The organism is Psychrobacter sp. CMS30 (genome assembly GCF_904846565.1).
In the GTDB taxonomy this organism is placed as follows: Bacteria; Pseudomonadota; Gammaproteobacteria; order Pseudomonadales; family Moraxellaceae; genus Psychrobacter; species Psychrobacter maritimus.
On record NZ_CAJHBF010000008.1, the window covers coordinates 1 to 17,737 of the forward strand.

The following is a 17,737-nucleotide window of genomic DNA, read 5'->3' on the forward strand; positions in this document are numbered from 1 at the left end:
ATCGCTGGTACCGCATGGAATTCAGGTAAAGATAAAGCGGCAACCGGTCGTCCTGTACCATTGTTTATGCAATACCTCAAAAACAGCGCAAACATGGCTTAATCAGTTGTGAATAATTCATTGATGAAGACCAGTTTATGAAAGTTAGTTTTTATGTTTTAAGTGAGAGTAAAGCCCAAGATTTCTTGGGCTTTATTTGTCAGCTAACCCAAACGGCGCTTAATAAAAGCAGCCAGTCGTTACTGATTCTTATCGACAAACAAGATGCCTTGCTATCGACGCTTGATGAAGCACTATGGGCACATGATGCCACAAGCTTTATACCGCATCAGCGGCTTTTAGATTCTAATATTGGTGCTGATACTGATACTGATACTAGCCATAGCGAAAATACGGCTATTAACCCTATCAACAGTCAACCGTTAGCACCCGTTTTATTGGGCAGCTATATGCCAGCCGACTTTAAAGGTATTGTCCTGAATACCACCATCCATCCTGTTAATGACTTTATGGCAGCGACCAATAATGCCCAGCCTACTCGGGTACTTGAGCTGATAAAACCTGATGCCAATAGCGTGCAAGAAGGTCGTCATAAGTATAAGAGTTATCAACAATTAGGCTATGAGCTCACGCACTTTAAAGTTTAATTTATTGATTTTTATCTTTATTTTCTCACCTTGCTAGCGCCCTTTATTTGCCTACCGTGCCACGCTTTTTCACTACCCTATAACCCCATGTCTACGTGGGTGAGAGGTAGGCGCTTATCGCAAAAAATGCTACCATCCTTCGATTACTTTTCCGTTCTATTATAAATTTTATATTTATTGACAAAGTCGAGGGTGTATAGATGCGTTCATTGATTGCGATGTATCAGCGTATAGGGCTGGTGCCGCTCATTATTATTGGTTTAATACTGGGGGTTTTGATTGGCTGGCTGGCACCAAATATCGGTATTGCGTTAGGATTATTAGGGACGCTATTTGTCGGGGCGCTAAAAGCGGTCGCGCCGATACTGGTATTTATCTTGGTCATGGCAGCCATTAGCCAACACCGTAGCGGCAATGAAGTGGATGTCAAACCTGTGCTTATTATGTATATGTTCGGCACTTTTTTGGCTGCATTAACGGCGGTTGCGGCAAGTTTTTTATTCCCGACAGAGCTGATATTGGTCAATGCCACCATTGAGCAAGTACCACCTGCCAACCTTCAAGAAGTATTGACCAACTTGCTGATGAATTTGGTCGCCAACCCTGTTCAGGCTATCGCTGAAGCCAATTATATTGGTATCTTAGCGTGGGCAATTATCATTGGTTTTGCCCTACGTCAAGCCAGCGATACCGCGCGTACCGTGGTCAGCGATTTTTCTGACGCCATCTCACAAGTGGTCAAATGGGTCATCGCCCTAGCGCCTTTTGGTATTTTAGGCTTGGTTGCCAATACCGTTGCTGAGACAGGCTTTGCCGCGTTGGCGGGCTATGCCCATATCTTGATGGTATTGGTCGGCTGTATGCTATTTATTGCTTTAATCGTCAACCCGCTGATTGTATTGGTTAAAACAGGTAAAAACCCTTATCCGTTGGTGTTTGCCTGCTTACGTGAGTCAGGGATTACCGCATTCTTTACCCGTAGTTCAGCGGCCAATATCCCTGTCAATATGAACCTTGCGCGCAAATTGGGTCTACACGAAGACACTTATTCGGTCACCATTCCACTCGGTGCAACCATCAATATGGCAGGCGCTGCTATCACGATTAACGTCTTGACCCTTGCGGCAGCGCATACGCTTGGTATCGAAGTATCGTTTGCATCAGCGCTATTATTAAGTTTGGTCGCGACGATTAGTGCTTGCGGCGCCTCAGGTGTCGCTGGTGGCTCATTACTCTTGATTCCATTAGCAGCAAGCTTATTTAGTATTCCAAACGATATTGCCATGCAAGTAGTGGCACTTGGCTTTATCATCGGTGTGGTGCAGGACTCTGCAGAAACTGCCTTGAACTCATCAACCGACGTTTTATTTACTGCCGCTGCTGATCCAAAATATGCGCGCTAGTTTTTAAAACGATACTTGCAAATAATAAAGGGTCTCATTATAGAGACCCTTTTTTTGTGTTGAATATTGGGTGATTTATTAATTTAAACAGTGATTTTAAATAACTGCTTTAGACTGTTATTGTAAAAACTATTTTAAATGATCGACATCTACTTCAATCACTGGTGTCTGCATGTCTAGCTGGCGTTTAAATTGACGCAATTGTTCCACCTCATCTAATAGCTCAAGTATCAGTCCAATTGCCGGTACGCTCGCTTCAAAGTCGCGACTTAGGCGTGAGGCACGGCGCACAGTCGTCAATTGATAACCAGTAAATTGCTGACGCTCTGGCACATCATATTCGATGATATTTTCTTCAATCAATTCGATGACCCATTGGCGCTCTTGACCACAGGCAGATACAAGCTCATCTAAGCTCAAGATAATGTCGGTAAATTCAGGCGAGTGTTTCATGGCGATTATCCTCGTTTGCTCTTTATTTTATCGTTATCGTATGGTCTTCATCTCTGCTGTTTGCTTTGTTATATTGCTGCTATTTTCGTAGCTTTTGGCGTTTTTAAATGCGATTTTATTAACGGCTGATATTGGTTTCAGCAAAGGCTTCTTTAAGCTGCTCGTAGGCTTTGGTAGCGGACTCGCTGCTGATATCAGGGTTGACGATGTTTAAGGTTAAATATAAATCGCCCGCTTGCTTAGCAGGAATACCTTTACCTCTTAAACGTAAATTGCTACCTGATTTGCTATTTTTGGGAATCGTCACGCCAAGCGTTCCTGCTGGGGTACTGACGTTAATTTTTTCGCCCAGTGCCGCTTCCCATGGCGCTACATTGACCGTCTGATAGACATCAGCGCCTTCGATACGGATATTATCCGCATGACGGATTTTTACCTTTAAAAACAAATCACCGTTTTTACCGCCACCAATACCGGCCGCACCTTGCCCTGCTAAACGAATTTGCTTGCCATCAGTAATGCCTTTTGGAATTTTAATTTTCAAGGTTTTATTTTCGTAATCGACGCTGCCATTTGGCTGGCGAACGGGAACGTTTAATTTAATACTATAGTCATCGCCGCTGTAGACCGAGGACAAATCAACGGTAATCTCTGCATGTTGGTCTTGACCTTGGCTATTTTGCGACCTAAAACCGCCCTGCTGCGATTGTCCGCGCGCGCCGCCACCGCCGCCAAAAGCGGAGAAAATATCGTCGAAGCGAAAACCGCCATCGCCATAAGCTTGGCCTTCGCCAAACTGATCTTTGATATCTTCCCAGCGGAAACCGCCTTGTGCGCCGCCAGCAGAGCTGCCACCAAAGCCGCCACCACCCTGACCGGCAAATGGATTGTTTAGCATGGCATCATATTCAGCGCGCTTATCTTTATCTCTAATAGTTTCATAAGCATTATTAATTTCAGCAATCTTATTATCAGCATCTGGGGCGTTGCTGACATCAGGATGATATTGACGTACCAGCTTACGGTATTTCTTTTTAATCTCAGCATCTGTGGCGTCTTTTTTGACCCCTAAAATGTCATAGTAATTTTTCTCTGCCATGTTATTTTTCCTTCTTATAGTATTTATTACTGATCATTTATTTAATACATAATATGGCGGCAATGATTCAATGTTTTTTTTTAGCCTTTACGGATTTTGGTATCCCAGCGTCCATTGGTGGGCAATATAAAGTCATCGCTATTGAGCTTTATACACAAATATTAGGCGCGTCTCCTTCGTTTGAAAAAGGGGCGGTGGTCGCACTGTTTATGCTCATTCCATCGGTATTGAGTATTGCCATACTCTGGTATGTCGCGCGCTTTAATATCCGCTACGATTCGGTTGAAAATATCGACTTGCCTTCTTCGAAAATCAAAGACCGAGTATTAGCCGTATTATCGAGCGTTATCTTGTTTTGCTTACTGATGGTCTTTGCGGTGATATTTATCATTCCATGGATAAAGACATGGCCTTATCAAATGCAATTCAGCACGGAAACCGTCAGCAAGGTTTTAGAATCTGCCAATCTAATGCGGGTCTATAAAAACTCACTCATCGTAGCGGTATTGACGGCTATCTTCGGTACCTTAATCACTTACTTTTCAGCGTTATTATGCGAGCGCTCAGGTTTATTCAGAATTGGTAAATTCAGTATCCAGAGTTCAGCTTTGGTCACCAACACCGTACCAGGGATGGTCGTGGGAATTGCCTATCTTATGATGCTTTCAGGCTCAGCAATTGCCAATACTATTTTTATTATCGTGATAAGCAACATCATTCACTACTTCGCCACCCCTTATCTGATGAGTAAAAACGCACTGGCTAAAATGAACTTAGGCTGGGAGACGACGGCGAGTTTATTGGGTGATTCATGGTTTACGACCCTGCGGCGCATTGTGATTCCCAATTCATTTTTTACCTTAATTGAAGTGGCCTCGTTTTATTTTATCAGTGCCATGGTAACGATTAGCGCGGTTATCTTTATCTCTGGTGCCAAAACCATGGTGCTCACCACCAAAATCGTAGAGTTACAGCACTTTGCGCGCTTTGATGAGATTTTTATCTTATCGCTGATGATATTACTGACCAATATCTGCGCCTTGATACTGTTTGCCATCATTCGTCATATACATAGCCGACGACTCTACGGTACACCGAAAGCTAAAGATGGGACGCTTGTTGCGCCAACGACGACTTAAGCATAGTTATCGACCATACAAATCAAACTTTAATCATTAAAACTCAATAAAATCTATAGGATAAAAAATGTTTTCATTAAAAACGTTAATAATAGGTCTCACGTGCGGCATTATTTTGACCGGCTGTAGCTCAGCTTCTTCAGAGGGAAATAGCGCAGAGGAGGTCATCATCTATAGCAATGCCGACGAAGAAGCGGTAGAGGTTATTCAGGAAGTATTAGATAAAGCTGGGTATGAAGGTCAATATATATTTCAATCCTTTGGTACGGGTGAGCTTGGCGGGCGTTTATTGGCCGAAGGTAAGAACATAGAGGCAGATTTAGTCACCATGAGCTCATTTTATTTAGAGAGCGCGCAGGCAAAACATTCGATGTTTAAGGATGTCAGCTTTGAGGTCAATCCCCAAGTAGCGGTTCCTAGTTACTATGCACCCATTCTAAGCTTTACTGGCGCGATTATTTTAAACACCAAAGAGATGGCCGCGCAAAATTTGCCTAGACCAGCCAGTGCCAAAGATTTGGCAAAACCCATCTATAAAAATAAACTTGCCATGGTTGATCCCAATGGCTCATCGACCGGTTGGTTATTTGTGCAGAATATCACTGCTACCTATGGCATGGATGCCGAGGGGCAAACCATCATGAATAATATTCGTGAAAACGCGGGGCCAAATTTAGAATTATCAGGGTCAGGTCCATTGAAGAAAGTAATGGCAGGTGAAGTGCCTATTGGCTTTGGCATGCGCCATCAAGCAGTCGTTAATAAAGCAGAAGGACTGCCTATTGATTACATCGATCCTAGCGAAGGTAACTATACGCTGAGTGAGTCGGTTGCTGTCATCGATAAAGGCGATAAAACCAATAAAAATGCGATGAAAATGGCCGAAATCATCGTCAAAAATGCGCGACCGCAACTGTTAGAAATATATCCAAATATCATCTATGACGGTGAAACTGTTGCATCTGAGAATCAAATCAAAAATGTAAAAACCTATGCTGAGCCACTTACCGCTGAGCTATTAGATAAGCACAGAGCATTTTTTCACGGTCAAAAGCTATAAGCGTTGCAACCAGGGCTGGCTAAATTTGAGATATAAGTTCTAAGCTTCCTAAAAAAATAGCATTTAAAAGTAAATAAAATTAAGGAACATCAAAGTGCAGTTAACAAGCAAATTGTCTGAAAAAAAATACGATGTGGTAATCGTCGGTGGTGGCATCGTCGGTCTTGCCAGCGCTTATGCTGCGGTTAAAAAAGGTCTGAGTGTGGCGTTGGTCGAGCGTGAGTCACAAAATAAAGATGCGTCAGTACGTAATTTTGGTTTTGTCACCGTGAGTGGGCAGCAAAGTGGCGCGCATTGGCAGCGAGCCATGCATACGCGTAATATCTGGGCAGATATTGCTCCCAAAGCAGGTATCGAGGTGGAGCATAGCGGTCTGCATATGCTCATTCAACGCCCGGAAGCGATGGATATCGCTGAAGCATTTTTACAAACAGAGATGGGCGCGTCTTGTCGATTGCTGACGCAAGCTGAAATAGCAGAAAATACGCCTTATCTTAAAGACGGTTTGGGGGTGTTATATAGTCCTCATGAGCTCAGAGTCGAATCAAAAACCGCCATTGGCAAACTGGCGAATTGGCTAAGTCGAGCGCATGGCGTAGATTTTTATAATAAAACCACTGTGCATTCCATCGAGCTACCTATCGTTCATACCAGTCGTGGTACGCTGCAAGCAGAGCATTGTGTGGTCTGTCCCGGTACAGACTTGCATAGCTTATATCCAGAGACTTTAGCGCAGGCTAAGGCCAAACTTTGCACGCTCAATATGATGCGTGTCATGCCAAAAAAAGCATTTAAGCTAAATGCAGCGGTGATGTCGGATTTAAGCTTTGCTCGTTATGATGGATTTGCCCAATTACCTGAAGCCCAAAGGTTAATCTCATTGCTGGATAATATTCAGTCAGCTGAGCGCAAAGCAGGCGTCCATCTGATTGTAGTGCAATCTGCTGACGGTTCTCTCATCATTGGTGATAGCCATGATTATAACGATAGAGAGCTGCCATTTAGAGATGTGCGAGTTGATGATTTAATCATTAACGAGTTCCATCAAGTCATGGATGTTGGCGAGATTGATATCGTGCAGCATTGGTTAGGTGTTTATCCCAGCGGTGATAACGTGGTTTTTAAAGCCTCACCAGAAAAAGGCGTGGTTGTCGGCTCTGTCACTAGCGGCGCTGGCGCATCGACAGGCTTTGCATTTGGTGAAGAGTTAATTCATTTCGTATTGGAGTCAAAATAATGAGTACAGATATTAATAGTATTAAAGAACCATTCAATCATATTAAATTATGCGTTTTTGATATGGCAGGCACGACTGTCAATGAAGACAATCTCGTTTATAAAACAGTACGCGATGCGATCAATCAAGCGCTTAGCGATGGCGATAAAGCGGATAAAGAAGTTGATTTAGATATCTGCTTAGAATTTGGCGCTGGCAAGGAAAAACGTCAAGCGATCAATGACATACTGAATGAATTAGATATCGCTGAGGCTGATATTAAGTCACTTACCGATACCGCATTTACGATTTTCAAAACTCACTTGGCAGAGGCTTATACAGCAGATACTTTGGCTACCTTTGATGGCATGCTGGAGCTGTTTAATAAGCTAAAAGCCAGTGGTAGAACAGTGGTTTTAAATACGGGCTATGACGCAAAGACTGCCAATAAGATATTAGACATTTTAGGGTGGTCAGTAGGTCGCGAGATTGATGCACTAATTACAGCTGATGATGTGGTGAATGGTCGCCCTGCGCCAGATATGATTACGCTTGCCATGGATAAATTTGGTATTGAGGATTCAAAACAAGTGTTAAAAGCAGGGGATAGTGGCATCGATATCGGAGAAGGGGAAAATGCCAATTGTGGCTTATGTATAGGCGTGTTGACCGGCGCGCAAACCAAAGCACAGCTTGAAAAGTCCTTGCCAGATATAGTATTGGATAAATTGACTGATATGGCTCAGTTGATTTAAAAATCAATCTATAAGGCAAGTCTATAAAGTAATACTCTGCTGAAAGCCTTCTACGTTATGTAAAAATAGCGAAGAGGGCTTTTCACCATTTTAACGAATGAATAATTGATAGGGTATCAGCCCTTGATTGATAGCTATAAAGAAAGGCTATTACGCTTGCTGATCTAAGGTAATAACCGCCTGCTTTAACCACGTGCCAGCCTTACCTAACGGTTTTTCTTTATGCCAAATCAGCTCAACCGCAACGGGCCAACTGTGCTTATCAAAATCCAGTTTTGGCGACACCAAAGAGCCATCCTTTAACGCATCAACGATAATATGCTCAGGCACCAATGCCCAACCAAGGTTACGCTGGACAAGCTCAATAATCACCCACTGACTCTCAACCCACCATACATCGGCGGCAACCCGTAGGCGTGATTTTTCTTTACTCTCGTTGCGCGTTGCAACAATGAGCTGACGATATCTTTTTAAGTCCTCCCAGCTGACCACTCGGTTTGCTATTTCATGCTCAGGGGCACAAACCATCTTAAGCGGAATCCAGCCTAAGGTATGAAACCTAATAGCCGATGGCAAATCCTCTTGGCTCCACGTAATGCCTAGATCCGCGCGCTTTTCTAAAATCAAACGACTAACATCTTCCATGATGGGCAACAGCAATTCTAACTCCACAGTAGGAAACAAGTTATCAAACTCATCGAGCAATCGCGCCAGCCACTCTGACGGATAAAGGTCATCGACTGCCAGCACCAAACGGCTTTCGACACCTTCACTTAAGCTTTTGGCCACCCCGAAGAAATGCGCGCAGCGCTCCAGTATTAAATACGCTTCAGCTAGCAGCCGTTTGCCTTCCTCCGTCAATTCAGGATAGCGACTATTTCGAGTAAATAACACGTTGTCCAAGTCGATTTCTAAATTTGCCACCGCCGCACTAACCGATGATTGTGCTTTGCCAAGCCGCCGTCCTGCTGCCGAAAACGAGCCAGTCTCTACCGTTGCCACAAATGCTTGTAGTTGCTCTAAAGAAAAGTTCATGTATCGGTTTTTCCTATAGACAGTAACTTTGATCTATTAGTTTAACAGATACAATAGAGTCAACTAAGTAATATGAATGTATATTCTATAAGGATTAATCATGCGAACTCATAGAGATCGTATACGTCACGCTGTTGGATTTGAAATAATTGCATTAATACTATCCATTCCCATTATGAGCTTCTTTTTCGATTTTGATATCAAAGATATCGGTGTTATTGCCATCGTAGGCTCTATCATAGCGACTATATGGAACTACGGTTTCAATATTGTTTTTGATAAAGGCATGGTAAAGTTTAAACGCAGCACATTTAAGACCCCAGCGATTCGAGTGCTTCATGTACTGCTATTTGAGGGCGGTTTGCTGCTTCTATATCTGCCCATGGTCTCATGGTATCTTGGCATTAGTTTATGGCAAGCCTTTATTATGGATGCGTCATTGGTTGGATTTTATTTGGCTTATACCTTCTCTTATAACTGGGCTTATGACAAGATTTTCCCGATACAGTATTTTAAATATGTAAAAAATAGCGCGGTTTCTATATAAGTCGAGCTAACAATAATTTAGGTTATGTCTGATATTAATAACTGTTATAAAGAATCGCTGTAAACACCTGCTGTAAATAAGTGCTAAAAAAGCTTTCAAGCTATAAGATATATAGCTTGAAAGCTTTTTTGCTTTAAGGTTAAGCAAGTCTGTATATGACGCCTGTGCTTGGTATCGATTTTGAAATCCTAATCATTTTATTCAAAAAATATAGATTGCCTATCGGTGCAGAATAATTGTATTTACAATAAAGGCTGCGAGGTTAGATATTGAACAAAAGACAAGCATAAAAGATGTCATAACTGGTTACGATTCTTTAAAAACAGTCTTAGTGGATGGCGAAAAAAAGGCGTATAAGTATTATCGTTACTCCTTTCATGGAATTAGGCTATGCATCCAGCCCTGCCGTATCGGCTGTTGAATAAGTTCACGATTGTTATTGGCGCCATTGGCGTTGGAATTGCCTTAGTCGATAGTGGTTTTACGCTCACGACATGGCTACAGCATATTTTTCATATTTTTTATTTAACGATTATTTTATTGGGTTTTGTGGCCACGGTAGGGCGCTATATGCGCTCAAAGTCGCGCTTGTCGGTCAATAAAGTTGCAGTTTTCGATTTACTAACCAGTGTCGCTATTGTTGTGCTATTGGCGGTGCATTTCTTTGAGCTGGCGCGCTCCGGATTATCGATGCCGGTAGATGGTTTTATTGCGATTAAGATTGCTGTTTTTGTCACCTTTATCCGTGAGATATCGGACAATAATTTCAGCCTTAATCGGGCTTTTTTAAACCCGGGTCAATTTTTTATCTTAAGTTTTTTGTCCGTGGTATTGGTCGGAGCATTGCTGCTGATGATGCCCAATGCCACCACTGAGCCGATATCCTTTGTCGATGCGCTATTTACGGCCACTAGTGCAGTCTGTGTGACAGGGCTGATTGTGGTGGATACGGCGACCCGTTTTACCACGTTTGGGCAGCTGATTATCATCGGGCTGATTCAAATTGGCGGTTTGGGTATTCTGACCTTTGTGACCTACTTTAGTTACTTTTTTAAGGGCGGCGTCAGTTATGAGACGCAGCTTAGTATCAGTGAAATGAACGTCTCACGACGGATGGGCGATATGGTCACCACCCTTAAGTCCATTTTATATGTGACTTTTGGGGTTGAGGCACTGGCTGCGATTTTGATTTATATTAGTATCTATGATTTACCCGGGATGAGCTTTACACAAAGGCTGTTTTTTGCGATATTTCATGCCATCTCTGCTTTTTGTAATGCAGGATTTTCGACCTTTAGCGCCGGCTTATACGATGAGTCGCTACGCTTTAATTATCCGCTACAGCTTATTATTAGTACCACTTTCTTATTTGGCGGCATGGGTTTTATCATTGTCGTCAATCTATTGCGCTTTCTGCGTCACCGGGCCCAAAGGGCGATTTTCCAAAATGATCCACGTTACGGCTATCAGCCGTGGCTACTGAGTATCAATAGCCGTATTACGTTAATTACCTCTGGTGCTTTATTATTAATTGGTGTGGTCGGGGTCATGCTGTTTGAATATAACGGCATCCTTGCTGAGCATCAGAGTTTTTACGCTAAGCTAATCACAGGGCTATTTACGGCGGCCACTCCGCGTACCGCAGGTTTTAATATTGCCGATATGGATGCGCTCGCGTTTCCGACTATTATGCTGACGATTTTTTTGATGTGGATTGGTGCTTCACCAAATTCTACCGGCGGCGGTATAAAAACCAGCACCTTTGCCATTGCAGTGTTAAACACCTTGAGCTTAGCCCGTGGTCAGACCAAGGTTGAAGTGTTTCAGCGCGAGATTGCTGACATCTCTATTCGTCGGGCGTTTTCCATTATGTGGCTGTCTTTATTTGTGATTGGCATGGGGGTCACTCTTATCAGTTACGATCAGCCCGAGCTTGATTTGATTAAAGTGATTTTTGAATGCTTTTCTGCCTATAGTACGGTTGGTTTGAGCTTAAATTTGACCACCGAGCTATCGACCTTTAATAAGCTGGTTGTCTCGGTGATTATGTTTGTTGGGCGGGTGGGGATGTTGACGATATTTATTGCGTTACTGAAGAATAGATATCAGCGTAACTATCGTTATCCGACTGAAGAGATTACTATCAATTAACTTAATGTTAATTAAAAAATGTTAATTAAAAAATAATTTATAACTCATTAGGCATTAACTAAACACGTCGCAATTGCTGCTTTTACGGTGGCATGAGTGACAAGGAATATTATGAAATACATCATTGCAGGTTTGGGTAGTTTTGGGTCTTCGTTAGGCATGGCGTTGACGAGCCAAGGTCTTGAAGTCATCGCCATTGATAGCAGCATGCAAAAGGTTGAAGCGTATAAAGAAGCCATCACTCATACTATCTGCATGGATGCCACCGACGAATATACGGTCAATGGCTTGCCTATTATGGATACCGATATAGTGGTGGTGGCGATTGGGGAAAACGAAGGGGCCAACATTATGGCAACGGCGTTGTTTAAAACTTTAAAAGCAAAGCGCTTAATCAGTCGTAGTATCAACCCCTTACATGAAAAAGTACTGCAAGCGATTGGGGTCGACGATATTTTTCATCCTGAAAAAGAATCGGCGATGCGCTGGGCAAAACGGCTGTCATTGCGTTATTTCGTTGATTCTTTTGAATTGACTGACAACTTTAGTATTGTCGAGATTGCTATTCCTACTCCTTTGATTGGCAAACAAATAGCGACATTACAGCTAGAAAATAAGTTTAATATCAAACTATTGAGTACCATGCGCTATGAGCATTATGAAGACAGCTTTGGCCGTCAGCGAAGCAAACCCAGTATTCAGGGACTAGCGACACCAGAGCAAGTGCTACAAGAAAATGATGTGCTAGTGGTATATGGCGCTAACAAACATATCAATACTTTTTTACGTAGTGTAGGGGTTAAAGTACACTAATCGCTAGGGATAACGTTATGAATAAGTGCTGCATATCCGTGCTATGTCTTGCCAGTCTCATGCTGTTCAGCGGCTGTGATGAGTCGAAACAAAACCCGAATGTCATGTTTTCAGAGAAGCATCAAGACCCCATTCAAGAGCTTGAGAAGCGGTCTAAAAAAGTCGATCATAGCCAGTTTGGCTATAAACAAACCTTTTATGTGCCAATTTACTCAGATATTTATACCGATAGGGATAATCGTAAGGTTTTATTATCAGCAACTTTGAGCGTGCGCAATACCACCTTAAAAAAATCGCTATATATTAATAAGACAGATTATTACAGTACCGATGGCGACCTTGTAAAGTCGTATTTAAAAGAGCCTATTGAGCTGCCCGCTATGGCGACGTTAAATTATATCGTCGAAAAAGAAGAGGATAAAGGGGGTTCTGGGGCAAAATTCATCATTGAAGTTGAAGGGATAGATGAAACCGTCAAGCCCGTCATTGAGGCCGTGATGATCGGTAATTTTAGCAATAAAGGCTTTGCTTTTAGTACGCAGGGTACGCCGGTTTTGTAGTGATGGCTGTTTATGCTTTATTAATATGGATAATCCAAATTTAGGAGAGTTGCCATGTTAGATTTTACCCAAGGCTCATCTTTAGCAACTATTAAAACAGTACTATTTACTACTGTATTGCTCGGTACGGTGCAACTGCTGGCAGGCTGTGACTCGCAGCCTGCAAATTCAAATGAAAATGATAATGTCACGGCGCAAACGGATAATATAGATAAAAATACGGCTGAGAAAGATAATGCGTCTATCAATTCTAGTTCTATAAATCCTGCGCCTATAAGTCCTGCTAATGCGGATAAAGCACAGAATAACGAAGCAGAAAAGTTATCTAATGATAAAACCGTCAATCCATCAGGCTACCAAAAGCTAAGCTTTGGGCAGATTATTACCCCTGAATTACTAAATGAGCTAGGACTGACCAAAGAAAGAACTGACAACGAGCAGTGCTATTACGTCAGTAATCCAGCCCTAAGCTATGTGGATAAAGAATACGGTAAACGTGCCTCTGTGCTCTATCAAATCATCGATAACAAAGTTGCTCTTATTGCTATTCAGGATCCAAATATACCCTTTTATACAGACATCCATGTTGGCGATGCAGTGACAGAGGTGATGAAAGCGCATAACAACGAGCTGACTTATGAAGTCGATAAGTATGCGGTTGATGGTGACTACTATAGCCTGATTGCTAACGTTAACTTCGAGGTGCTAAAAGAGCCACAACTCGGAGAGTTGTTAAAAGCCGAAAACATCAAGCTGAATAATAAAGAAGACAAGTTGCCCATACAGATTGAATATCATATCAAGGGCGGTCAAAAGCTGAATGGTTATAGAATTAACTCAACAGAGTGGACGGCAGATAATCGGAGCTTATTAAAGGGAGAGGTTGAAAGTATTGATATTGGGTTACCAGATGCTATCTATTTGGTCGAAGGTTGCTCTTAAGGCGTCAATATAAATAACGTAGCGCTTTATATGCTTAGATTAACATATCAAAAACAGCATGGTTTTTTAAAGATTATTATCTAAAAATTTGTCATCAAGTTGTCATGGAGTTTCAGTAGACTCAAACATAAATCGTATATTGGTCGTTATAACGATAACGCCGCGATATTTTTTATGCCAACTCAGCCTACTAAATCCAGCCTAACAAGGTGACTGAACATGACCTCATTGAATAACAAGCAAACGCTTGCGCACGAAGTTATTGAAGATTCTAACCCGACTGATAATATTGACTTTCAAACCATTATCAATCGCCGTATGAATCGCCGCAGTATCCTCAAAGGTGGCACAGGGTTGACGGCGGCGGCGTTTTTTGGCGCACTACCTTTGGTCGGCTGTAGCGACGATGATGATAGCAATTTACCTGTTAAACCCAGCGACGATAACAGTGCCGCTATTCCTGCGCAAGGTGACTTAAAACGTCCTGAGACTTTGAAGTTTACAGCCGTACCGCATTCAAAAGCTGACACGATGAGCGTGGCAGCAGGTTATAAAGCCGAGATGATATTACCACTAGGCATGCCGCTGATATCTGGTATCGAGGATTGGAAAGACAATCGCGAGCAGTCCGCTGAGTCGTTTGAGTGGCGTATGGGTGACAACCATGATGGCATGTGGTTTTTTGGTAAAAACGGCAATGCGTACGATGCCAAAGCGTCAGAAAATGGTCTGCTAGTCATGAATCATGAATATGTAAACAGTAGTGAGCTTAGCCCGTTTGGTTATCATGTCATCCAAGATAGTAACGCTGCACCCATCTTTCAAAACCGTCGCCTTGCAAGTGACGTGCGCCGCGAGGTCAACTTCCATGGGGTCGCTGTGGTTGATATTCGCCGCCGCGCTGATGGTATGGGTTATGAGATGGTACCCAATTTGAAATACAATCGCCGCATTACCAGCAGTACGACTGCCCAATTAACAGGTCCTGTTGCGGGATCTGATTTGGTTAAGACCAAGTTTGATCCGATAGGGTTTCAAACTCGCGGCATTAATAATAACTGCGGTGCAGGTCTCTCACCTTGGGGCACTTATCTGACCACAGAAGAGAACTTTTTAGGGGTTTTTGCCCGTGGACAAGATGCCAATCAATTGAGCGCTGGACACAACTACGGTCGTGAGCGCTACGGGGCGACAGAGGATTTCCCCGGTTGGGAATATCTGTGGCATACGCCTGATGCCAAAGATGCTGCTATCCCTGACGAGTTTTCACGTTGGGATATGACCGCCGTGGGTGCCAGCGCTGCCGATGACTACCGTCATGCATTCAATACCTTTGGTTATATCACCGAGATTGACCCTTTTGACCAACATTCTATACCGCAAAAACGCACGGCATTGGGTCGTTTTGCTCACGAAAACTGTGCCTATGCGCCTGTTGAACAAGGTAAACCCGTGGTCTTTTATATGGGCGATGATGCCCGCGGCGAATATATTTATAAATTCGTCTCAAAAGCCACGTGGTCAAATGCTGATATTGGCGGCGGCTTAAAAGCGGGCAATAAATATTTGGACGATGGCACGCTATATGTTGCTATTTTTAATGAAGATGGCAGCGGGGCGTGGAAAGCACTTGTCCATGGTCAAAATGGACTGGATGCCTCTAATACTGTCTTGCCGTTTCATGGACAAGATGAGGTATTGGTCTTTGCTCGTGCCGCGGCTGATGTCGTTGGGGCGACTAAGATGGATCGACCTGAATGGGTATCGGTCAGCCCAATAACGGGTGAGGTATATGTGACCTTGACCAATAATAAATATCGCGGCGTAAGTGATGATCAACCGCTCTCAGCGTCGAATCCACGCAGCTATCAAGTTGGCGGCAAAGTGCGCGGTAATGACAATGGTCATATCATTCGCTGGGCAGAAGCAGGCGGCAATCATGCAGCTACAAGTTTTGAGTGGGATATTTATTTGTTTGCCTCGCCAAGTGATTTGTCAGCGGAGAACTTATCACAGCTAAATGACAACAACGATTTATCGTCGCCAGACGGACTGTATTTTGATCCACGCGGGGTGTTATGGATTCAGACAGATGATGGCGCTTATACGGATACCAGCAGTTGTATGTTGCTTGCGGCACTACCGGGCACAGTCAGCGATGGTTCGCTTATGACCACTTCAGCAGGGCAGCAAACCCGAGTCGGCATGCCTGCCAGTAATGACAATATCAAACGCTTTTTCGTCGGTCCTGAGGGCTGCGAGGTGACCGGTATCACCATGACACCAGACTTTAAAACCCTCTTTATTAACATTCAACATCCAGGCAACAGCTGGGGCGCCGTTGCAGGTGGCAGTACCCCGCGCTCAGCGACGGTCATGATTACGCGTGAAGATGGCGATGTGATATTGGCTGAGTCATTTGATACCGTAAGCAGTAGCACTTAACAGTAGTAGCACTTAAGAATCCTCTTAATCTTCAACAAAAAAACCAATATGCTTGATATTCTTTTCTCTGTTTATAGGGAATAAGGATGCAAGTATATTGGTTATTGTGTTTTTAAACGTCAGTTTTAAGAATATATTATGCGTTCAGTTGTTACTTTGCTTAGGTATGCCACTGACCTTGAACCATAATACCTGCAATAGGGTTTAGCCCCATTTGATAAGCAAGGTCAGCAGGGCGGGCGATATCCCATAATGCCAAATCAGCATCGTAACCCACTTCTATTTTGCCTTTTTTGGCTAGACCTAACGCTTGTGCCGCATGAACAGTTGCCCCTGCCAATACTTCTTCAGTAGTGAGATGAAATAGTGTACAGCCCATATTCATTGCTAATAACAGCGAGGTGAGTGGCGAAGTACCGGGGTTGCAATCTGTTGAAACGGCAATCGGAACTTGATGTTTGCGCAATGCTTCTATCGGTGGCAACTTAGTATCACGTAGCGTATAAAAAGCACCCGGCAATAGCACCGCCACCGTGTTGCTTGCAGCCATTTTTTTAATATCGTCTTCTACTAAGTGCTCAAGATGGTCGCTTGATAGCCCTTGGTATGCTGCTACCAAAGCACTGGCGCCTATATTTGATAACTGCTCGGAATGCAACTTAACTGGCAAGTCTAATGAACGAGCGACTTCAAAGACGCGCTTAATCTGCTCAGCAGTAAAGGCGATGTTTTCGCAGAAGCCATCGACCGCATCGACCAAGCCCTCGCTATGCAGGATTGGCAACCACTGGCAAACTTGCTCGATATATGCATCGGCATTGTCTTTATATTCTGGCGGTAGAGCATGGGCGGCCAAATAAGTGGTGCTGACATGAATGTTGTGTTTGTCACCGAGTGCGCGGGCGACTTTTAGCATTTTGCGTTCAGTTTCTAGGTCCAGTCCATAGCCAGATTTGATTTCGACACTAGTCACGCCTTCTTTGATGAGCGCGAGCAGACGTTTTTCACTTTGCGCAAACAATTCTTCCTCATTCGCTGCGCGGGTGGCGCTAACGGTTGAGACAATGCCGCCACCTTGTGCCGCGATATCTTGATAACTGGCACCTTGCAATCGCGCTTCGAACTCGTTGCTGCGGTTACCGCCATAAACGATATGGGTATGACAATCGATGAGTCCAGGCGTGACCCAGTTGCTATTAACGTCTTTGATTTGATCGCTTTTATAATGAGTAAGATGCGGCTTTATTTGCTCATGCGTACCAACCCATGCAATTTTGCCGTCTTTGATACCGATAGCGGCGTTTTCTAACTGACCATAAGGGGTGCTTTTTTCTTGGTTGTCATTATAAATATCAAACCCGTATTGCGCTGAAAAGGTTGCGAGATTGGCATTGATAATGAGGTGGTCAAACGACGTCAGAGTGGAATCATTTATATGCATTTGGTCTGTAGGATTTGTTGTGTTAGTCATG

At 43.3% G+C, this 17,737-nt stretch carries 16 protein-coding genes; 12 read left to right on the forward strand and 4 right to left on the reverse strand.

Annotation, left to right across the window (positions count from 1 at the left end):
* Positions 1-137: 137 nt before the first annotated feature.
* Together JMX94_RS05665 and sstT are read left to right on the forward strand one after the other, a co-directional pair.
* Positions 138-647, forward strand: coding sequence for a DNA polymerase III subunit chi (locus tag JMX94_RS05665; RefSeq protein ID WP_201564011.1), 510 nt, complete (start codon positions 138-140; stop codon positions 645-647).
* A 200-nt stretch (positions 648-847) separates the two neighbouring features.
* The gene (gene sstT / locus JMX94_RS05670) at positions 848-2,050 is read left to right on the forward strand and encodes a serine/threonine transporter SstT (protein WP_201564013.1); all 1,203 of its coding nucleotides are present in this window, start codon (positions 848-850) and stop codon (positions 2,048-2,050) included.
* 129 nt (positions 2,051-2,179) lie between these two features.
* Here sstT and JMX94_RS05675 read toward each other — a convergent pair whose 3' ends face one another.
* Both JMX94_RS05675 and JMX94_RS05680 read right to left on the reverse strand, forming a co-directional pair.
* Complete coding sequence (locus JMX94_RS05675) at positions 2,180-2,503, reverse strand: chaperone modulator CbpM (RefSeq protein ID WP_201564015.1); 324 nt, start codon at positions 2,501-2,503, stop codon at positions 2,180-2,182.
* Between the two features lie 118 nt (positions 2,504-2,621).
* On the reverse strand, positions 2,622-3,602 hold the full coding sequence (locus JMX94_RS05680; protein ID WP_201564017.1) for a DnaJ C-terminal domain-containing protein: 981 nt from the start codon (positions 3,600-3,602) through the stop codon (positions 2,622-2,624).
* 62 nt (positions 3,603-3,664) lie between these two features.
* Between JMX94_RS05680 and JMX94_RS05685 the strand changes: the two genes are divergently transcribed.
* The 4 genes from JMX94_RS05685 (at position 3,665) to JMX94_RS05700 (ending at position 7,772) form a co-directional block, all read left to right on the forward strand.
* Positions 3,665-4,741: an ABC transporter permease subunit gene (locus JMX94_RS05685; RefSeq protein ID WP_227673528.1), complete on the forward strand. Its 1,077-nt coding sequence runs from the start codon at positions 3,665-3,667 to the stop codon at positions 4,739-4,741.
* 67 nt (positions 4,742-4,808) lie between these two features.
* A complete protein-coding gene (locus JMX94_RS05690; protein WP_201564019.1) occupies positions 4,809-5,801 on the forward strand; it encodes an ABC transporter substrate-binding protein in 993 nt (330 codons plus the stop codon).
* A gap of 94 nt (positions 5,802-5,895) precedes the next feature.
* Positions 5,896-7,038, forward strand: coding sequence for a TIGR03364 family FAD-dependent oxidoreductase (locus JMX94_RS05695; protein ID WP_201564021.1), 1,143 nt, complete (start codon positions 5,896-5,898; stop codon positions 7,036-7,038).
* The gene (locus tag JMX94_RS05700; protein ID WP_201564023.1) at positions 7,038-7,772 is read left to right on the forward strand and encodes an HAD family hydrolase; all 735 of its coding nucleotides are present in this window, start codon (positions 7,038-7,040) and stop codon (positions 7,770-7,772) included. The genes JMX94_RS05695 and JMX94_RS05700 overlap by 1 nt, the downstream gene beginning before the upstream one ends.
* Before the next feature lie 150 nt (positions 7,773-7,922).
* On the opposite strand, the gene JMX94_RS05705 is transcribed toward JMX94_RS05700, so the two are convergent.
* Positions 7,923-8,807 carry a LysR family transcriptional regulator gene (locus JMX94_RS05705; RefSeq protein ID WP_201564025.1) on the reverse strand — a complete coding sequence of 295 codons (885 nt, stop codon included), beginning with the start codon at positions 8,805-8,807 and terminating at the stop codon, positions 7,923-7,925.
* 100 nt (positions 8,808-8,907) lie between these two features.
* Here JMX94_RS05705 and JMX94_RS05710 point away from each other — a divergent pair, with 100 nt between their 5' ends.
* From JMX94_RS05710 to JMX94_RS05735, 6 genes are all read left to right on the forward strand, one after another.
* Positions 8,908-9,354, forward strand: coding sequence for a PACE efflux transporter (locus JMX94_RS05710; protein ID WP_201564027.1), 447 nt, complete (start codon positions 8,908-8,910; stop codon positions 9,352-9,354).
* A 390-nt stretch (positions 9,355-9,744) separates the two neighbouring features.
* Positions 9,745-11,505 (forward strand): TrkH family potassium uptake protein, encoded by a 1,761-nt coding sequence (locus tag JMX94_RS05715; RefSeq protein ID WP_201564029.1) that lies wholly within the window; start codon positions 9,745-9,747, stop codon positions 11,503-11,505.
* Between the two features lie 111 nt (positions 11,506-11,616).
* Positions 11,617-12,318, forward strand: coding sequence for a TrkA family potassium uptake protein (locus JMX94_RS05720; RefSeq protein ID WP_201564031.1), 702 nt, complete (start codon positions 11,617-11,619; stop codon positions 12,316-12,318).
* Between the two features lie 17 nt (positions 12,319-12,335).
* The gene (locus JMX94_RS05725; RefSeq protein WP_201564033.1) at positions 12,336-12,878 is read left to right on the forward strand and encodes a DUF3124 domain-containing protein; all 543 of its coding nucleotides are present in this window, start codon (positions 12,336-12,338) and stop codon (positions 12,876-12,878) included.
* Positions 12,879-12,932: 54 nt separating this feature from the next.
* The gene (locus JMX94_RS05730) at positions 12,933-13,820 is read left to right on the forward strand and encodes a hypothetical protein (RefSeq protein ID WP_201564034.1); all 888 of its coding nucleotides are present in this window, start codon (positions 12,933-12,935) and stop codon (positions 13,818-13,820) included.
* Positions 13,821-14,039: 219 nt separating this feature from the next.
* Positions 14,040-16,265, forward strand: coding sequence for a PhoX family phosphatase (locus JMX94_RS05735; RefSeq protein WP_201564036.1), 2,226 nt, complete (start codon positions 14,040-14,042; stop codon positions 16,263-16,265).
* Positions 16,266-16,425: 160 nt separating this feature from the next.
* On the opposite strand, the gene hutI is transcribed toward JMX94_RS05735, so the two are convergent.
* The gene (gene hutI / locus JMX94_RS05740) at positions 16,426-17,736 is read right to left on the reverse strand and encodes an imidazolonepropionase (RefSeq protein WP_227673529.1); all 1,311 of its coding nucleotides are present in this window, start codon (positions 17,734-17,736) and stop codon (positions 16,426-16,428) included.
* Between the last annotated feature and the right edge of the window lies 1 nt (position 17,737).